This is a genomic window from Stenotrophomonas bentonitica (assembly GCF_002887735.1).
Classification (GTDB): Bacteria; Pseudomonadota; Gammaproteobacteria; order Xanthomonadales; family Xanthomonadaceae; genus Stenotrophomonas; species Stenotrophomonas bentonitica_A.
The window spans coordinates 92,493-109,035 of sequence record NZ_PKQP01000004.1; the positions used below are offsets into that span (position 1 = coordinate 92,493).

15 protein-coding genes and 1 pseudogene are annotated in these 16,543 nt (G+C 66.7%); 7 read left to right on the forward strand and 9 right to left on the reverse strand.

Annotation, left to right across the window (positions count from 1 at the left end; translation table 11 throughout):
• Positions 1–13: 13 nt before the first annotated feature.
• Entirely contained in the window at positions 14–406 is a 393-nt protein-coding gene (locus C0R07_RS09530; RefSeq protein ID WP_229298500.1) for a hypothetical protein, read from the reverse strand.
• Between the two features lie 397 nt (positions 407–803).
• Here C0R07_RS09530 and C0R07_RS09535 point away from each other — a divergent pair, with 397 nt between their 5' ends.
• The 3 genes and pseudogenes from C0R07_RS09535 (at position 804) to C0R07_RS09545 (ending at position 2,835) form a co-directional block, all read left to right on the forward strand.
• Positions 804–1,391, forward strand: a complete 588-nt coding sequence (locus C0R07_RS09535) for a cyclin-dependent kinase inhibitor 3 family protein (RefSeq protein ID WP_012478648.1) — start codon at positions 804–806, stop codon at positions 1,389–1,391.
• A gap of 120 nt (positions 1,392–1,511) precedes the next feature.
• Positions 1,512–2,366 (forward strand): annotated as a pseudogene (locus C0R07_RS09540) (PA0069 family radical SAM protein); the annotation flags it as partial.
• Between the two features lie 103 nt (positions 2,367–2,469).
• Positions 2,470–2,835, forward strand: coding sequence for a hypothetical protein (locus tag C0R07_RS09545; RefSeq protein WP_070474195.1), 366 nt, complete (start codon positions 2,470–2,472; stop codon positions 2,833–2,835).
• Here C0R07_RS09545 and C0R07_RS09550 read toward each other — a convergent pair whose 3' ends face one another.
• From C0R07_RS09550 to C0R07_RS09560, 3 genes are all read right to left on the reverse strand, one after another.
• Complete coding sequence (locus tag C0R07_RS09550; RefSeq protein ID WP_102788770.1) at positions 2,836–3,546, reverse strand: 2OG-Fe(II) oxygenase; 711 nt, start codon at positions 3,544–3,546, stop codon at positions 2,836–2,838. It lies immediately after the preceding gene.
• Positions 3,547–3,655: 109 nt separating this feature from the next.
• Positions 3,656–4,672: a class 1 fructose-bisphosphatase gene (locus C0R07_RS09555; protein ID WP_102788771.1), complete on the reverse strand. Its 1,017-nt coding sequence runs from the start codon at positions 4,670–4,672 to the stop codon at positions 3,656–3,658.
• Between the two features lie 167 nt (positions 4,673–4,839).
• Positions 4,840–6,042 carry an aromatic amino acid transaminase gene (locus tag C0R07_RS09560; protein WP_102788772.1) on the reverse strand — a complete coding sequence of 401 codons (1,203 nt, stop codon included), beginning with the start codon at positions 6,040–6,042 and terminating at the stop codon, positions 4,840–4,842.
• Positions 6,043–6,218: 176 nt separating this feature from the next.
• On the opposite strand from C0R07_RS09560, the gene C0R07_RS09565 reads away from it, so the two are divergent.
• Positions 6,219–8,345, forward strand: coding sequence for a TonB-dependent receptor family protein (locus C0R07_RS09565; RefSeq protein ID WP_102788773.1), 2,127 nt, complete (start codon positions 6,219–6,221; stop codon positions 8,343–8,345).
• A gap of 10 nt (positions 8,346–8,355) precedes the next feature.
• Here the strand turns inward: C0R07_RS09565 and C0R07_RS09570 are convergent, their stop codons facing one another.
• On the reverse strand, positions 8,356–8,697 hold the full coding sequence (locus C0R07_RS09570) for a hypothetical protein (RefSeq protein ID WP_102788774.1): 342 nt from the start codon (positions 8,695–8,697) through the stop codon (positions 8,356–8,358).
• 144 nt (positions 8,698–8,841) lie between these two features.
• Between C0R07_RS09570 and C0R07_RS09575 the strand changes: the two genes are divergently transcribed.
• The 3 genes from C0R07_RS09575 (at position 8,842) to ligD (ending at position 12,869) form a co-directional block, all read left to right on the forward strand.
• On the forward strand, positions 8,842–9,237 hold the full coding sequence (locus C0R07_RS09575; protein ID WP_019184068.1) for a hypothetical protein: 396 nt from the start codon (positions 8,842–8,844) through the stop codon (positions 9,235–9,237).
• Positions 9,238–9,335: 98 nt separating this feature from the next.
• Positions 9,336–10,277 carry a Ku protein gene (locus C0R07_RS09580; protein ID WP_102788775.1) on the forward strand — a complete coding sequence of 314 codons (942 nt, stop codon included), beginning with the start codon at positions 9,336–9,338 and terminating at the stop codon, positions 10,275–10,277.
• Positions 10,278–10,283: 6 nt separating this feature from the next.
• A complete protein-coding gene (gene ligD / locus C0R07_RS09585; protein WP_102788776.1) occupies positions 10,284–12,869 on the forward strand; it encodes a DNA ligase D in 2,586 nt (861 codons plus the stop codon).
• On the opposite strand, the gene C0R07_RS09590 is transcribed toward ligD, so the two are convergent.
• From C0R07_RS09590 to adh, 4 genes are all read right to left on the reverse strand, one after another.
• Complete coding sequence (locus tag C0R07_RS09590; protein ID WP_102788777.1) at positions 12,870–13,265, reverse strand: hypothetical protein; 396 nt, start codon at positions 13,263–13,265, stop codon at positions 12,870–12,872. It abuts the gene before it with no gap.
• Positions 13,266–13,321: 56 nt separating this feature from the next.
• A complete protein-coding gene (locus C0R07_RS09595) occupies positions 13,322–13,699 on the reverse strand; it encodes a DUF779 domain-containing protein (protein ID WP_102788778.1) in 378 nt (125 codons plus the stop codon).
• 88 nt (positions 13,700–13,787) lie between these two features.
• Positions 13,788–14,816, reverse strand: a complete 1,029-nt coding sequence (gene adhP / locus C0R07_RS09600; RefSeq protein ID WP_019184073.1) for an alcohol dehydrogenase AdhP — start codon at positions 14,814–14,816, stop codon at positions 13,788–13,790.
• A gap of 86 nt (positions 14,817–14,902) precedes the next feature.
• Positions 14,903–16,432, reverse strand: coding sequence for an aldehyde dehydrogenase (adh, locus tag C0R07_RS09605; protein ID WP_102788779.1), 1,530 nt, complete (start codon positions 16,430–16,432; stop codon positions 14,903–14,905).
• Between the last annotated feature and the right edge of the window lie 111 nt (positions 16,433–16,543).

Genomic DNA, 16,543 nt, shown 5'->3' on the forward strand with positions numbered 1-16,543 from the left:
GCGGCAGGTGTCGTCAGACGATCGGAGGTCTGAATGGCGAGCCGCGATGACCAGAGGGCTCATCGACGGAGTGCAGGCCGGGCAGTAAAGATGCCGGCGGAACAGTTGCTAGGTTCAGATTCGAAGACACCAGCATGCCGGCAAAGCTCACATCGGCCTGGTGAAGGACGCTGTGCACGCCCGATGCATGCTTCGGATCTACGTTGTCGCCAGTTCCAGGACCGTGTGAGTGCCCGTGCTCTGCCGTTGCAGCGATGTCGTGCTCGGCAGTATGGAGCTCGCCCTGTTGGATCACGATCGGCCGAACAACGACGCTCAACAGCATCAGCACGAAAAGGCTGAACCGGATGAGTCGACGGTGGCGGGCCGAGAAGGCGGACATGAAAGGAAGAATAGAGGCAGTCAAGCTGAGTTGTCGAGAGCCCTGAGTTGGAGCCCCCCCTGATCCAGTTATGGCTTGGCGCTCGAGGGAGGGCGTCGCTTAAGCCCACTCCGATCAGATCGCATTGCCTCAGGTATCGCCGCGCCTGCTGCCGCTTCTGGCCGATAGCGGCCGCCCAGTAAGGATGGTGCCGGCCAGAGGCTGGAACTGGGCCTCACTGCTCTCTGGAACCGCGTCCTCCAGGCTCGTTCCAACGTCGAATGGGGCCTGGCCCCTCTCTCAGGCGTTGGGCGATTCTGCGCTGCTTATGGGATTCAGTAAGACCATATCCGTACCACTAGGCTCACCGTTGGACTTTCAGGTTAAAAGGGCGCAGCGTTCGCTTCTCGCCCAACAGGGCCATTGATTTCGGAGAGCGCAGGTGAGCAGAACAAGTAATTCTCATCCACTGCAGATTGCGACGCTGCCTATCGGCGTGAATGGCGGTGCGATCGGCGTTACCTTTGCACCGGGAAAATATCAGGACGTCGCAATGACGGGGTCTTGGGCCCGAGACTTGGATATCGATCTGGCGTCGATAGTCGCGTGGGGAGCACAGCATCTGATCACGTTGATTGAGCCGTGGGAGTTCGAAGAGCTACGAATTACCTCCTTGGCAGAGCGTGCCAAAGCGCATGGCTTGATGTGGCACGGCCTACCGATTAAGGATGGTGCGGCTCCTGATGCACGGCTGCTTCTGCCATGGCAATCCACAGGACCCCAGTTCGCAGCCGAGCTCTTGTCCGGAAGCAGGATCGTGGTGCACTGCAAAGGAGGCCTAGGGCGAGCGGGGACCGTGGCGTCGATGCTTCTCATTGACACGGGCTGCGCTCCAGACGGCATCGATGCGATCGCTAAGGTGCGCTCGGTGCGCCCTGGTGCAGTGGAGACTGCGGAGCAGGAAGAATTCATCCTGAATTGGCCTGCTCGCAGAGCCTCAAGTCTGGGGGTAGTCGCAATGCCCGGCTAACCTACCCTTTACCGCCTTGGGCTGGAATACAAGAGGACGGAACTCCGCAGGTAGTCTGTAGGGAAGCCGCCGTAGGGGACGCAGTGCTGAACACTTTTCCTCGAACACATATAGTGCTGCTGTTCGTACTGTTTTGCCCGGCCCTCGCACGCCTATCTCAATCTCTCGCCCGGGCTGGACTTCGAGACCAAGCTGTTCGCCAAGACCAATGCGCCGCAGCTGCTGCGCAAGGAGTTCTCGCGCCCCGGCTACGTGCCGCAGCCGATCGCGCTGGGCATCAACACCGACGCCTACCAGCCGATCGAGCGCAAGCTCAAACTCACCCGCCAGCTGATCGAGGTGATGCTGGAAACGCAGCACCCGTTCTCGCTGATCACCAAGAATGCGCTGGTCGAGCGCGACATCGACCTGCTCGCACCGCTGGCGGAAAAGCAGCTGGTCAGCGTGCACTTCTCGGTGACCTCGCTGGACCCGCACCTGTCGGCGAAGCTGGAGCCACGCGCCTCGGCCCCGCATGCACGGCTGCGCGCGATGCGTCGCCTGAGCGATGCCGGCATCCCGGTCGGGGTAATGGTCGCGCCGGTGATCCCGTGGATCAACGATGCCGAACTGGAAGCCGTGCTTGAGGCCGCCCACGATGCCGGTGCCTCCACCGCCGGCTACGTGCTGCTGCGCCTGCCGCTGGAAGTGGCGCCGCTGTTCCGCGATTGGCTCGACACCCACCACCCGGACCGCGCCACGCACGTGATGAGCACCATCAACCAGCTGCGCGGTGGCAAGGACTACAACAGCGGGTTCGGCACGCGCATGCGCGGCGAAGGGGTCTACGCGGACCTGCTGTCCAACCGTTTCAAGCTGGCCCGCAAGCGCCTGGGCTTCGATGCGCAGCACAGCCATTGGCCGAAGCTGGACTGCACCCGCTTCCTGCGGCCGTTGCCGCCGCGGGTGGACTCGCCCCAGGGCTCGCTGTTCTAACCAGCGCCCCCGATGGACTTTGGGCCGCGCCCGCCCAACAATCGGGCCAAGGCGCCGCGTCGCGGTGGTCTGACGTCCATATCGGATAGCCAGGGGGAACCCCATGTCATCGGCAGCCACCTCGGCCGCGTCGAACGCGGCCAACATCGCGATCAATGCCGCCATCACCGCAGCGGTGCAGCAGCAGCGCGACGCGTTGATCGCACACTTCACCGGCCATCAGGCGCTGTCGCCGCAAAGCGCGATCGCGGCGGACGGCATCGACCCGGCACTCCATGCGCCACTGAAGTACTACCGCGACAACGGCGTCATCCGCGACGCGGGCGGTGATCGTCTCTATCTCGATCTGGACGTGCTGGCCGGGTTGAAGGCCAAGGCGAAGCGCACCGGGCGCAATGTGCTGATCACGGTGATGGTGTTGGCCGTGGTTGTGGTTGCCGGTGCTGTGTTGCTGGTGTTGGCGCGCTGATCAATTCCCACCAAACAATTTCTGCGCACTCTGGAAAAGAACCCAGCTCGTCGCAATGAACTTGTCCCCACCCTGCGGCCGGTTGCCCCGGTGCGTGTGGGTAAACGCAGTCGGTGCGATCAACAGGCTGCCCGTGCGCGGCGCGACCTTGCGGCCCTGGAACAGGAACTCGGTTTCGCCGGCGCCGAAATCGTCATTGAGGTAGAGCGTCCACAGCAGATGGCGGTGCAGCGTTTCGCCGGCCGGATCGCGTGGATACAGCTCGCAGTGCCAGTACGGATAGCCGCCCTCGCCCGCTGCATACCATTGCAGATTGATGGCACCGGGCCGCAGGCAGGTGCGGGCCAGGTCGGACAGCGTGGCGTCGTCCATGTCGGGGAAGTCCTCCGCCGCCAACCGGCGCGGTTGGCCCTGGCTGTCCTGGATCTGCAACATCAATGGCGAGATCAGGGCCTGTGGATAACGGCGTAGATAAGTCAGCAAACCCTTGAAAACCGCCCGCTGCAGCACTGCTTCCGCCTGCCGCCACTCGGGGCGCCCGCTGATGCGAAGATCCTTGCTGTGCTTGAGTTCCGGGAACACACCGCTGCCCACTTCGCCCGGCTGCAACTGCGCACTGGATCGCATCTGGGCCTGCAGGGCCGCGCAGACCTCGTTGGGGACGGCGTTGTGGATTACTTCGATGAAATCGAGCGGTGCGTCGGCAGTCATGGGGTCATCCGTGGGCACGAATGGCCGATGGTGAACGCTGCCGTGGCCGATGTCACGCCGTTGCCACGTATCAACAGGGCTGACCGGATGGCCAGCCCTGTGTAGCAAATCAACCCGCCGCGCTGTCGTGTTCGCGGTGGTAACGGGTGGCTTCTTCCACTTCATTGCGCGACCCGAGGAACACCGGCACGCGCTGGTGCAGCTGATCGGGCTGGATGTCGAGAATGCGCTTGCGGCCGGTGGTGGCGGCGCCGCCGGCCTGCTCGACCAGCAGGCCCATCGGGTTGGCTTCGTACATCAGGCGCAGCTTGCCGGCCTTGGAGGGATCCTTCGTGTCCCACGGGTAGATGAAGATGCCGCCGCGGGTCAGGATGCGATGCACGTCCGCCACCATGCTGGCGATCCAGCGCATGTTGAAGTTCTTGCCGCGCGCGCCTTCCTTGCCGGCCAGCAGGTCCTGCACGTAGCCCTGCATCGGGGCTTCCCAATGCCGCTGGTTGGACATGTTGATCGCGAATTCCTGGGTGTCCGCCGGGATCTGCATGTCCGGCGTGGTCAGCACGAACTCGCCCTTCTCGCGGTCCAGGGTGAACGCGTGCGTGCCGTGGCCGACGGTGAGCACCATCTGCGTGCTCGGCCCGTAGATGCAGTAGCCGGCCGCGACCTGCGCGGTGCCCGGCTGCAGGAAGCTGGCATCGTTGGGCTGTTCGGTGCCCGGCGGGCAGCGCAGCACCGAGAAGATGGTGCCGACCGACACGTTGACGTCGATGTTGGAGCTGCCATCGAGGGGATCGAACAGCAGCAGGAAGTCACCGCGCGGGTAGGTGTCCGGCACCGGCTGGCAGTGATCCATTTCTTCCGAGGCGCAGGCGGCGAGATGGCCTCCCCAGGCGTTGGCTTCCAGCAGGATCTCGTTGCTGATCACGTCCAGCTTCTTCTGCGCTTCGCCCTGCACGTTGCCGGTACCGGCTTCGCCGAGCACACCGCCCAGCGCGCCCTTGCTGACCGCGATGGAGATGCTGGTGCAGGCGCGGGCGACAACAGCGATCAGCTGGCGCAGATCGGCGTTGATGCGGCCGGCATGTTGCTCTGCGATCAGATAGCGGGTCAGCGACGTCTGGGACATGGAATCAGGCGGCCTTCAGAGGAGAAGCGCCTATTGTCGCCCTTCGCCGGAGCCATTACGAGGCGCGGGCCGCCGTAACCGTTCCCACCGCGCGCAACGCGCTGCCGGCGCGGCAAAGAAAAACGGCCGCGCAGGGCGGCCGTTCTGCTTCACAGGAGCACTACTGCTCAGCCCTTGCTGACGGTCGCCACGGCCTTGGCCACGTATGCCAGGTTGCCCTGGTTGAGTGCGGCCACGCAGATGCGGCCGGTGCCGACGGCGTAGATCGCGAACTCGTCGCGCAGGCGGTCCACCTGGGCGCGGCTCAGGCCCGAGTACGAGAACATGCCGGCCTGGTCGTTGATGAAGGCGTACTCCGGTGCGCCGGCGGCGACCAGGTTCTCCACCAGACCGTGGCGCAGGGCGTGGATACGCTCACGCATCTCGGTCAGTTCCGCTTCCCACACCTGGCGCAGCTCAGCGCTGTTGAGCACGCCGGCCACCAGTGCCGCACCGTGGTTGGACGGGCTGGAGTAGATCGTGCGGATGATGCGCTTGACCTGCGACTGCACGGCCTTGGCCGCGTTCGCGTCCGGGGCGACCACCGACAGCGCGCCAATGCGCTCGCCATACAGCGAGAACGACTTGGAGTACGAGTTGGCGACCACGAAGCTGTCGATGCCGGCCTCGGCGATGATGCGCACGGCGGCGCCATCTTCGCTGATGCCCTTGTCGAAGCCCTGGTAAGCCATGTCGATGAACGGGAACAGCTGGCGGTCCTTCAGCAGCTCGGCCACCTGCTTCCACTGCGCGACGGTGAGGTCGGCACCGGTCGGGTTGTGGCAGCACGCGTGCAGCAGGACCACGGTGCCCGGCTGCAGCTTGCCGAGGTCGGCCAGCATGCCGTCGAAGTCCACGCCATGGGTGGCGGCATCGAAGTAGGTGTAATCGACCACGTCGAAACCGGCCGCGCCGAACACCGCGCGATGGTTTTCCCAGCTCGGGTTGCTGATGGCGATGGTGGCGTGCGGCAGCAGCTTGTGCAGCAGGTCCGCGCCGACGCGCAGCGCACCGCTGCCGCCGATGGTCTGCGAGGTGGCCACGCGGCCAGCGGCCAGCAGCGGCGAATCCTTGCCGAAGACCAGCTCGCGGGTGGCCTGGTTGTAGGCCGGCAGGCCGTCGATCGGCAGGTAGCCGCGCGGTTTGGCGTCATTGGCCAGCTGCTGTTCGATCCTGTTCACGGCGCGGAGCAGCGGGATGCGGCCGCTCTCGTCGTAATAGATGCCCACGCCCAGGTTGACCTTGGTCGGACGGCTGTCGGCGTTGTAAGCCTCGGTCAGGCCCAGGATCGGGTCGCCTGGGACCAGTTCCACATTTGCAAAGAAGGACACGGCGGTACTCATTCGGATGACGGAAGGGGGAGGGTGGCGCGACGCAGGATTGGCGGCAGAATCAGCCAAAACCGACCCATCGTAACAAAGCCCTGCCAAGGGCGCCGAGGCCGTCGTCACGTCATCTTCCGTACCATGGCGTGCGGCACGCCCATTTACCGAGGATCCCGCCCCGCATGCTCCGTCTTACCCCGCTGGCCCGCCATTGGGCGCTGGCCTCGGCCGTGTTGCTGCCGTCGCTGGCGCAGGCCCAGAACACCCCCGCTCCCACCGCCCCGATCGAGCGGCTGCCCACGGTCCAGGTCCAGGCTGCGCGCGTGGCGCAGGTGGCCGATATCGACCTGCCCGCCTCGCTGACCACGGTCTGGGTGGATGAAGACCGCACCGGCCCGCTGGCCCAGCTCTCCGAGGCGCTCAACGGCATCCCCGGGGTGGTCGCACGCGATCGTCAGAACTACGCGCAGGACACCCAGCTCTCGATCCGTGGCTTCGGCGCGCGTTCGACCTTCGGCGTGCGCGGCGTGCGCGTGCTGGTGGACGGTGTGCCGGCCACCATGCCCGACGGCCAGGGCCAGCTCTCCCACGCCAGCCTGCTCTCGGCGCAGCGCGTGGAGGTGCTGCGCGGGCCGTTCTCGGCGCTGTACGGCAACTCCTCCGGTGGCGTGGTCCAGGTGTGGAGCGCGGACGGTGCCGAAGGCGACCCGTGGCGCCTGCGGCTGGATACCGGCAGCGACAACACTGTCAGCGCCGGCGCCCAGCTGCGCGGCGTGCAGGGGCCGATCCGCTACAACGTGGCCGCCAACCACTTCCGCACCGACGGTTGGCGCGATCACAGCCAGGCCCGGCGCGAGTCGGTCAACGCCCGGCTGGGCACCGATGTCGGCGGCGGCCAGCTGGATCTGGTCCTGAACTACTTCGATGCGCCCGACGCACAGGATCCGCTCGGCCTCACCCGCGCCCAGGTGCGCGAGAACCCGCGTCAGGCGACCGCGGTGGCTACCCAGTACAACACCCGCAAATCCGTGCGCCAGGCCCAGGCCGGGCTGGTCTTCACCCGAACGGAGGGCGCGCAGACCTGGCGTGCGATGGGCTATGCCGGCCAGCGCAGCGTGGAGCAGTACCTGGCGATCCCACCGGGGCCGCAGGCCAACCCGCTGCACGCCGGCGGGGTGATCAATCTGGACGGGGCCTATGGCGGCCTGGACGCGCGCTGGGCGTGGCACGGTGACTGGGCCGGCCGCCCGTTGGATGTGGTGATCGGTGCCAATGCCGACCGTCAGCAGCAGCATCGCCGCGGTTACGAGAACTTCGTGGGTGATCAGGTCGGTATCAAGGGCCGCCTGCGCCGCGACCAGAGCGACCGGGTCGAGAACGTGGACCAGTTCGCGCAGGCGTGGTGGCAGTGGGCACCGCGCTGGTCGTTGCTGCTCGGTGTGCGCCACAGCACCGTCCGCTTCCGCTCCAACGACCACTACATCACCGCCGGCAATCCGGACGACAGCGGATCGCGTCGCTACGAAGCGACCACGCCGGTGGCCGGCGTGGTGTTCCGCGCCAGCGATGCCTGGCGGCTGTACGCGTCGGCCGGGCGTGGCTTCGAGACCCCGACCTTCAACGAGCTGGGCTACCGCGCCGATGGCCAGGCCGGGCTGGCGCTGGATCTCTCGGCCGCCCGCAGCCGCAACCTGGAAGTCGGCAGCAAGTGGCATGGGCGCAGTGGCGCCCAGATCGAGGCGGCGCTGTTCCGCGCCGATACCGATGACGAGCTGGCGGTGGCGAGCAACAGCGGCGGCCGCAGTACCTACCGCAACATCGGCCGGACCCGCCGCCAGGGCGCGGAGGCCAGCTATGTACAGCCGCTGGGTGCGCAGGCGGATCTCACGCTGGCCTACACCTGGATCGAGGCCACCGTGCGCGACCCGTATGCGCTGTGCGCGGCCGCTGGCTGCAACACGGTGGCGGCCGGCTCACGCCTGCCGGGCGTACCCAGGCAGCAGTGGAACGCGCGGGTGCAGTACCGCCCGGGCCCGTGGCAGTGGGCCGCCGAGGTGGTGGCCTCCAGCGACACCGTGGTCAACGATGTGGCCACCGACAGCGCGCCGGGCTATGCCCTGTTGAACCTGGAGGTGTCGCGGCGCTGGACCACCGCGCAGGGCACGCTGCGGGCCTTCGCGCGGATCGACAATGCGCTGGACCAGCGCTACATCGGCTCGGTGATCGTCAACGACGGCAACCAGCGCTTCTTCGAACCCGGCCCGGACCGCCGCTACAACGTGGGCCTGCAGTGGCAGTGGGCGCCCTGATCGGAGCGGCTTACCTGGGCGGCTTGGCCGGCACGAACGGTGAGGTCGGGTCGCTGGCCGGGAAGGTCTCTTCCAGCGCCTCGTCCTGGTTGTCGCTGGCGTGTTCCTTGCGCTGGCGGCGCTGGTATTCATCCTCGCGGCGATGATGACCGGCCGGGCCTTTCTCGCCGGCCGCCGAATCCTTGCGGTCGCGCGGGACCGGATCCGGCGTGACCGCCACCGGCAGGTGATCGGGTGCGTCATCGGGCACGGACATGCCGGCGCCGCGGTCTTCGGCGTCCTGGTTGTCATGTTTGGCGCGCTGCTCGCCGGGGACCGGGGCGGTGGCGTCGCGCAGGGGATCGCGGGGCATGGGAGTTCTCCAGTTGCTGTGCAGCCCACTACAGCGCGCGGCGGGTGAAGTCGCTGCGAATCCCGGTGCGTCAACGAATCTGTCACGGCTGGATAACGGCGGCGGGTCTATTCCTGCCTCCCCCACCGCTGTCGGAGTCGTGTCATGCCCCGCCTGGACCGCCGTGCCGCACCCGCGTTGTTCAACGCCTACCTGCAGCCGGAACGGAGCGGGCGCCGCGCGCGCCGCGACCGCGCCGAAGACGCGCAGGCGGTCGCCCAGGACTACCTGCAGTACATGCGCAGTGACTACGAGCAGCGCCGCAGCCAGGGGCGCCGCAGCTGGCGCGACCTGTACCCGGCCTATGCCTTCGCCCTGACCACGCATTACGCCGACTGGCCGCGCGGCGCCGATGACACCGACGGCGAGCTGGCCGAGCACTGGGAACAGATGCGCGGCCAGTCGCGGCTGGGCTGGCACCAGGCACGGGCGGTGGTCGAGGATGCCTGGCTGGCGCTGGACCACATGCCGGCGGCGGCGGTGCACGGCCTGCTGCAGTAACCGCGGGCGTGCAGCCACGGCCTGCACAGGCCGGACACAGGCGTTTCACGTGCTGCGCGGTACAGCTGCCCTCCCTGAAGTGTTGGAGTGGCGCCACCATGGCCCGACCGATCTGGACCGGCACGCTGTCATTCGGGCTGCTCAATGTCCCGGTGTCGCTGATGTCCGGCGAACGCAATGTGGATCTGCACTTCCGGATGCTGGATTCGCGCGACCGCAAACCGATCCGCTTCGAGCGCGTCAACGCGGATACCGGCGAAGAAGTGCCGTGGAAGGATATCGTCAAAGCCTACGAGTACGACAAGGGCAGCTACGTCGTATTGGAAGAAGACGACATCCGCTCGGCCGCGCCGGAAAGTCATGAAGCGGTGGAGGTGGAGACCTTCGTCGATGCCGGCACGATCGATCCGCGCTACTACGAGAAGCCCTACCTGCTGGTGCCCGCCAAGAAAGCCGAGAAAGGCTACGTGCTGCTGCGCGAAACGTTGCGCAGCACCGGCAAGGTCGGCATCGCGCGGGTCGTGGTGCGCACCCGCGAGTACCTGTGCGCGGTGATGCCGCACGGCGACGCGCTGGTGCTGATGATCCTGCGTTATCCACAGGAACTGGTCGACCCGGACGAGTACAAGCTGCCCAGCGGCAGCCTCGCCGAGTACCGCATCAACAGCAAAGAAACGGCGATGGCCGAGCAGTTGATCGCCTCCATGTCCGGCGAATGGAAGCCGGATGAGTACCACGATGAATTCCGCGAGCGCCTGCACACGCTGCTGAAAAAGCGGATCAAGGCCAAGGGTGGCACCACCAAGGTGGAGGAAGAGCCGGCCCCGCGCGAGGACGATGCGACCAATGTGGTCGACTTCATGTCGTTGCTGCAGAAGAGCCTGGATGCCAAGAAGCGCACGCCGGCCGCCAAAAAGTCAGCAGCGAAGAAGGCCACGGCGAAGGTCGCCAAACCCGCTGCGGCCAAAAAGGCGACCAAGACAGCAGGCAAGGCGACCAAGAAAACCACCAAGCGCGCGCCCGCGCGCAAAGCCGGGTAAGCCGACGTGTCCCTGCAGGAATACCGCCGCAAACGCCGCTTCGATGGCACCCCCGAGCCGGATGCCGAGCGCCGCGGCGCGCCGGCGCGGCGACCGATCTTCGTGGTGCAGCTGCACCACGCCAGCTCGCGCCATTACGACTTCCGGCTGGAAGCCGACGGCGTGCTCAAGAGCTGGGCGGTGCCGAAAGGCCCCTCGCTGCGCGTTGGTGAAAAACGGCTCGCGGTGGAGGTTGAAGATCACCCGCTGTCCTACGCGACGTTTGCCGGCGATATCCCCAGCGGCCATTACGGCGCCGGGCATGTGGACGTCTACGACCACGGCACCTGGGCCTGCGATGGCGATCCGCTGGAGGCGATCGCGGCCGGCAAGGTGGACTTCGTCCTGCACGGTGAACGGCTCAAGGGCGGGTGGAAACTGGTGCGCACCGCGATGAAGGGCAAGCAGCACCAGTGGTTGCTGATCAAACGCGATGACGAGGAGGCCAGGGATATGGAGGCTGATGATCTGTTGAAGGGGGCGCCGAAGGCAGCCAAGCGCACGAGCGCGAAGAAGGTTGCCGCTGCCAACGCCAGCAAAGCTGCCCCGGCAAGGAAGACCGCGCCGGCCAAGGCCGCGACAGGTGGCCCCGCACGCAAGGCCGAACGCAAGGCCGACGCGCGCTGGTCCAAGCGCGCGCTGGCCCTGCAGGGCGCTCGCACAACGCCCTACCCGCACGACTTCAAGCCCCAGCTGACCGATCACCGTGCCACCGCACCGGACGGCGAGCAGTGGCTGCACGAGATCAAATGGGACGGCTATCGCCTGCTGGTCGATGTGCGCGATGGCGTGGTGTCGCTGCGCTCGCGTGGCGGGCTGAACTGGACCGACGATTTTCCCGAGGTGGTGCAGGCGATCGAGCGGCTGCCGGTGCGCGATCTGCGCCTGGACGGTGAGCTGGTGGTGCTGGATGCGCAGGGCCGCAGTGACTTCACTGCATTGCAGAAGGTCATCGATGGCACCGCCAAACAGCCGCTGCGCTATGTGGTGTTCGACATGCCCGGCATCGCCGGGGTGGATGTCAGCCGGGTGCCACTGCTGGCGCGCAAGGCCCTGCTCAAGGACCTGCTGGGCGCCACGCCGGGCACCCTGGCCTACAGCGACCACGTGCGCGACCACGGCCCGGCGGTGTTTGCCGCCAGTGGCGAGGCCGGCTTCGAAGGCATCATCAGCAAGCGGATCGACGCGCCCTACGTCAACGCGCGCTCGCGCGACTGGATCAAGATCAAGCACGAGAACACCGATGAGTTCCTCATCGTCGGCTATACCGAACCGAAGGGATCGCGCAGTGGCTTCGGCTCGCTGCTGATGGCCACCCCGGACAAGCGCGGGCTGCGCTATGTCGGCCGCGTCGGCACGGGCTTCGACGATGCCGCGCTGCGCGCGCTGACCAGGCAGCTGACCCCGCTGACGGTGAAGGACGCAGTGGTCGAGCTGCCTGCGCATGTGCCGTTCACCGCACGCAGCGTGCACTGGGTGAAGCCGGTGCTGGTGGCGGAGGTCGCGTTCCGTGGATGGGCCAAGGAAGGGTTGCTGCGCCAGGCCAGCTTCAAGCGGCTGCGCGAGGACAAACACGCCAAGGATCTGGGCGCCACAGCTACTGCCGTCTCCCCTATCGTCTCCAGTACCGCGGCCTCCGCCACCCCGGCCGGAACGCGCGGGCGAAAGAAGGCAGCTACGGCCGCGCAGGACGAGAGCACCGTGACGATCAGCCATCCCGAGCGCGTGGTGTTCGCCAAGGCGAAGATCACCAAGGGCGAGGTGGCCGACTACTACCGCCGCATGGCGCGCTGGATCCTGCCCGAGGTGGCGCACCGCCCGCTGTCGGTGCTGCGCTGCCCGGACGGGGTGGACAAGCCCTGCTTCTTCCAGAAACACCATGGCACCGGCCTGAGTGGCGCGGTCAAGGCGATCCCGCTGGAGCAGAAGAGCGGGCGCGAAGACTACCTCTACATCGAGGACGTGGAGGGTCTGCTGCAGCTGGTGCAGATGAACACCCTGGAGCTGCATCCCTGGGGCGCCACCGTCGAGGATCCCGAACATCCGGACCGGCTGGTGTTCGATCTGGATCCCGGCGAAGGCGTGAACTGGACGCAGATAAAGGCCGCCGCACGCGACGTGCGCGCGCGCCTGCAGGAAGCCGGGCTGGAGAGCTTCGTCCGGCTCTCCGGCGGCAAGGGCGTGCACGTGGTGGTGCCGCTGCAGCCCAAGGCCGACTGGGCGCAGGCCAAGGACTTCTGCGAGGCGTTTGCGCAGGCCATGTCCACCCAGGCACCGGATCGCTATGTGGCGACGATGAGCAAGGCCAAGCGCGACGGGGTGATCTTCATCGACTGGCTGCGCAATGCGCGCGGCGCCACCAGCGTGAGCTCGTGGTCGCTGCGGGCGCGGCCCGGAGCCGGCGTGGCGGTGCCGCTGCGCTGGGAAGAGCTGGGCCGCATCGCGGCGCCGGACGCCTTCCCGATGGCGAAAGCACTGCAGCGCGCGGAGCGGCTGAAGCAGGACCCGTGGGAAGGCATGAAGCAGGTGAAGCAGGTGCTGCCCGGCAGCTGATCAGGCGCGCGCTGGCCGGAACCGCGTGCCTACCCACAGGCCCACGAATGCCTGCACCGGCAGCGAGACCAGCAGGATCACCACGAACCAGAACGGGAAATCGCTGCCGAAATCCCACGCGGTGTAGATCGATGCGGCCGCGATCACCGCCCACACCACGCCGCCGTGCACACGCGGCCAGGTGGGCGCATAACGGCTGGCAAAGGCGATTGCGGCGATGCCGCTGAGGATCGTCCAGGCCAGGTCCCAGGCCAGCTGCGGCTCGCCGCCCGGCGGAATGCGCAGCAACGGCACCAGCCACGAACCGAGGCTGTTGACCAGCACCATCACCGCGAACGCGAACACGACAGCCAGTACGGACAGCAGTGGATTCTTCAGGGCGGACCACACAGGCATGGCAGGGGCGTCACGGCGGGGGAGCCGCCATTATGGACGGGTTGCCGCGGCGTGTTTCAGACCCGGCCGGCTGCCTTGAGCTGGGCGAACTCGTCATCACTGAACAGCCGTGAGCGGACCAGGAAGCGCACGCCCTCGCCGTTCTCCAGCGAGAACATGCCGCCCCGGCCAGGCACCACGTCGATGATCAGCTGGGTGTGCTTCCAGTACGCGAACTGCGACGGGCTGATGTAGAACGGGGCGCCGCCGATCTCGCCGAGCTGCACGTCGCGGTCGCCCACGATGAAATCGCCCTGGGCAAAACACATCGGCGAGGAGCCGTCGCAGCAGCCACCGGACTGATGGAACAGCAGGTCGCCATGGCGGGCCTGCAATGTCTCGATCAGCTGCAGGGCCGGGAGCGTGGCCATTACCTGGAGCGGGAGGTCGGGCATGGTCGGGATTCTCCGGGAGCCGGCCAGCGAGGCCGGCACTACCGTGGAACAGGCGCTGCCGAGGTACATCGGCAGCGCGCCGTGCGTTCTACGCGTTCATGTCGAGCACCACGCGGCCTTCGATCTTGCCTGCGTGCATGCGCGCGAAGATGTCGTTGATGTTCTCCAGCGAATCGCTGGTGACCGTCGCGGCGACCTTGCCCTGCTCGGCGAATTCCAGCGATTCCTGCAGGTCCAGGCGGGTGCCGACGATCGACCCACGCACGGTGATGCCGTTGAGCACCATGCCGAAGATGTCCAGCGGGAAGTTGCCCGGCGGCAGGCCGTTCAACGAGACCGTACCGCCCCGGCGGACCATGCCCAGTGCCTGCTCGAAGGCCTTCGGCGAGACCGCGGTGACCAGTGCGCCGTGCGCGCCGCCGATCTCCTTCTTCAGGAACGCGGCCGGATCGGTATTGCGCGCGTTGACGGTGATCGTCGCGCCCAACCGCTCGGCCAGCGCCAGCTTGCCGTCATCGATATCCACCGCGGCCACGTTCAGGCCCATCGCCTTGGCGTACTGCACGGCCATGTGGCCGAGCCCGCCGATGCCGGAGATCACCACCCACTGGCCGGGCTTGGTATCGGTGACCTTCAGGCCTTTGTAGACGGTGACGCCGGCACACAGGATCGGCGCGACCTCGATGAAGCCCACGCCCTTCGGCAGCAGGCCGACATAGGCCGCATTGGCCAGCGCATATTCGGCGAAGCCACCGTTCACCGAGTAGCCGGTGTTCTGCTGCGCTTCGCACAGGGTTTCCCAGCCGCCCAGGCAGTGCTCGCAGTAGCCGCACGCCGAATACAGCCACGGGATGCCGACGCGGTCGCCCTCGCGGATGTGGCTGACACCCGCACCCACCGCAACCACGTGGCCGACCCCTTCATGGCCGGGAATGAAGGGCGGGTTGGGCTTGACCGGCCAGTCACCGTCCACCGCATGCAGGTCGGTGTGGCACACGCCACAGGCTTCGATCTTCACCAGGATGTCGCCGGGCCCCGGACGCGGCACCTCGACCTCCTCGATGCGCAACGGCTTTCCGAATTCGCGGACGACAGCGGCCTTCATGGTCTTGTTCATGCGTGGATCTCCGTGGATTGCCAATGACAGCACTGTGGCGCCGGCCGCATGCCGGCGCCTTGATCGGGATCAAGCCCGGCGCGGGCTCAGAAGAAGCCCAGCTTCTTGGGCGAATAGCTGACCAGCAGGTTCTTGGTCTGCTGGTAGTGGTCGAGCATCATCTTGTGGTTCTCGCGGCCGATGCCCGACTGCTTGTAGCCGCCGAACGCGGCATGTGCCGGATAGGCGTGGTAGCAGTTGGTCCACACGCGCCCGGCCTGGATGCCACGGCCCATGCGGTACAGGCGCGACGCATCGCGGCTCCACACGCCGGCGCCGAGGCCGTACAGGGTGTCGTTGGCGAGCTCCAGCGCTTCCTCCTCGGTCTTGAACGTGGTCACCGAGACCACCGGCCCGAAGATTTCTTCCTGGAACACGCGCATCTTGTTGTGGCCCTTGAACACGGTGGGCTTCACGTAGAAGCCGCCGGCCAGGTCGCCGTCCAGCTTGGCCTGCTCACCGCCGATCAACACTTCGGCACCCTCCTGCTTGCCGATGTCGAAGTAGGAGAGGATTTTCTCCAACTGCTCGGAGGAGGCCTGCGCACCGACCATGGTGTTGGGATCGAGCGGATTGCCCTGCTTGATCGCGGCCACGCGCTTGAGCGCGCGTTCCATGAATTTCTCGTAGATCGATTCCTGTATCAGCGCGCGCGACGGGCAGGTACACACCTCGCCCTGGTTGAAGGCGAACAGCACGAAGCCTTCGATGGCCTTGTCGAGGAAGTCGTCGTCCTCGGCCATGACATCGGCGAAGAAGATGTTCGGGGATTTGCCGCCCAGCTCCAGCGTCACCGGGATCAGGTTCTGGCTGGCGTACTGCATGATCAGCCGGCCGGTGGTGGTCTCGCCGGTGAAGGCGATCTTGGCGATGCGCGGGTTGGACGCCAGCGGCTTGCCCGCCTCCACACCGAAGCCATTGACCACGTTGAGCACGCCCTTGGGCAGCAGATCGCCGATCACCTCCATCAGCACCAGGATCGAAGCCGGGGTCTGCTCGGCCGGCTTGAGCACCACGCAGTTGCCGGCGGCCAGGGCCGGGGCCAGCTTCCAGGCGGCCATCAGCATCGGGAAGTTCCACGGGATGATCTGCCCGACCACGCCGAGCGGCTCGTGGAAGTGGTAGGCGATGGTGTCCTTGTCGATCTCCGACAGGCTGCCTTCCTGCGCGCGCACCGCCCCGGCGAAATAGCGGAAGTGGTCGGCCATCAGCGGCACGTCGGCGTTGAGCGTTTCGCGGATCGGCTTGCCGTTGTCCCAGGTCTCGGCATGCGCGAGCAGCTCGAGGTTTTCCTCGATGCGGTCGGCGATCCTGTTGAGGATATTTGCGCGTTCGGTGGTCGAGGTCTCGGCCCAGGCGGTCTTGGCCGCGTGGGCAGCGTCGAGCGCCGCTTCGATGTCCTCGGCGTTGGAACGGGCGACCACGGTGAACACCTTGCCGGTCACCGGCGTGGTGTTTTCAAAGTACTGGCCGCTGCGCGGCGCCACCCATTCCCCGCCGATGTAGTTGCCGTAGCGCGGCTTGAAGATGGACTGCGGATCGGTGGCGTGCGGCTTGGCGGACGTGACGGCATTCATGGGTGCATCTCCGGATGGCAGTGGACAGGCCCGGTAAGGGTCTGTTCCATGGCGCAAGGACGATGCCAGGTTCGGTGTGGTGCAGTGCGGCATGGCGCTACGCGGTGCACG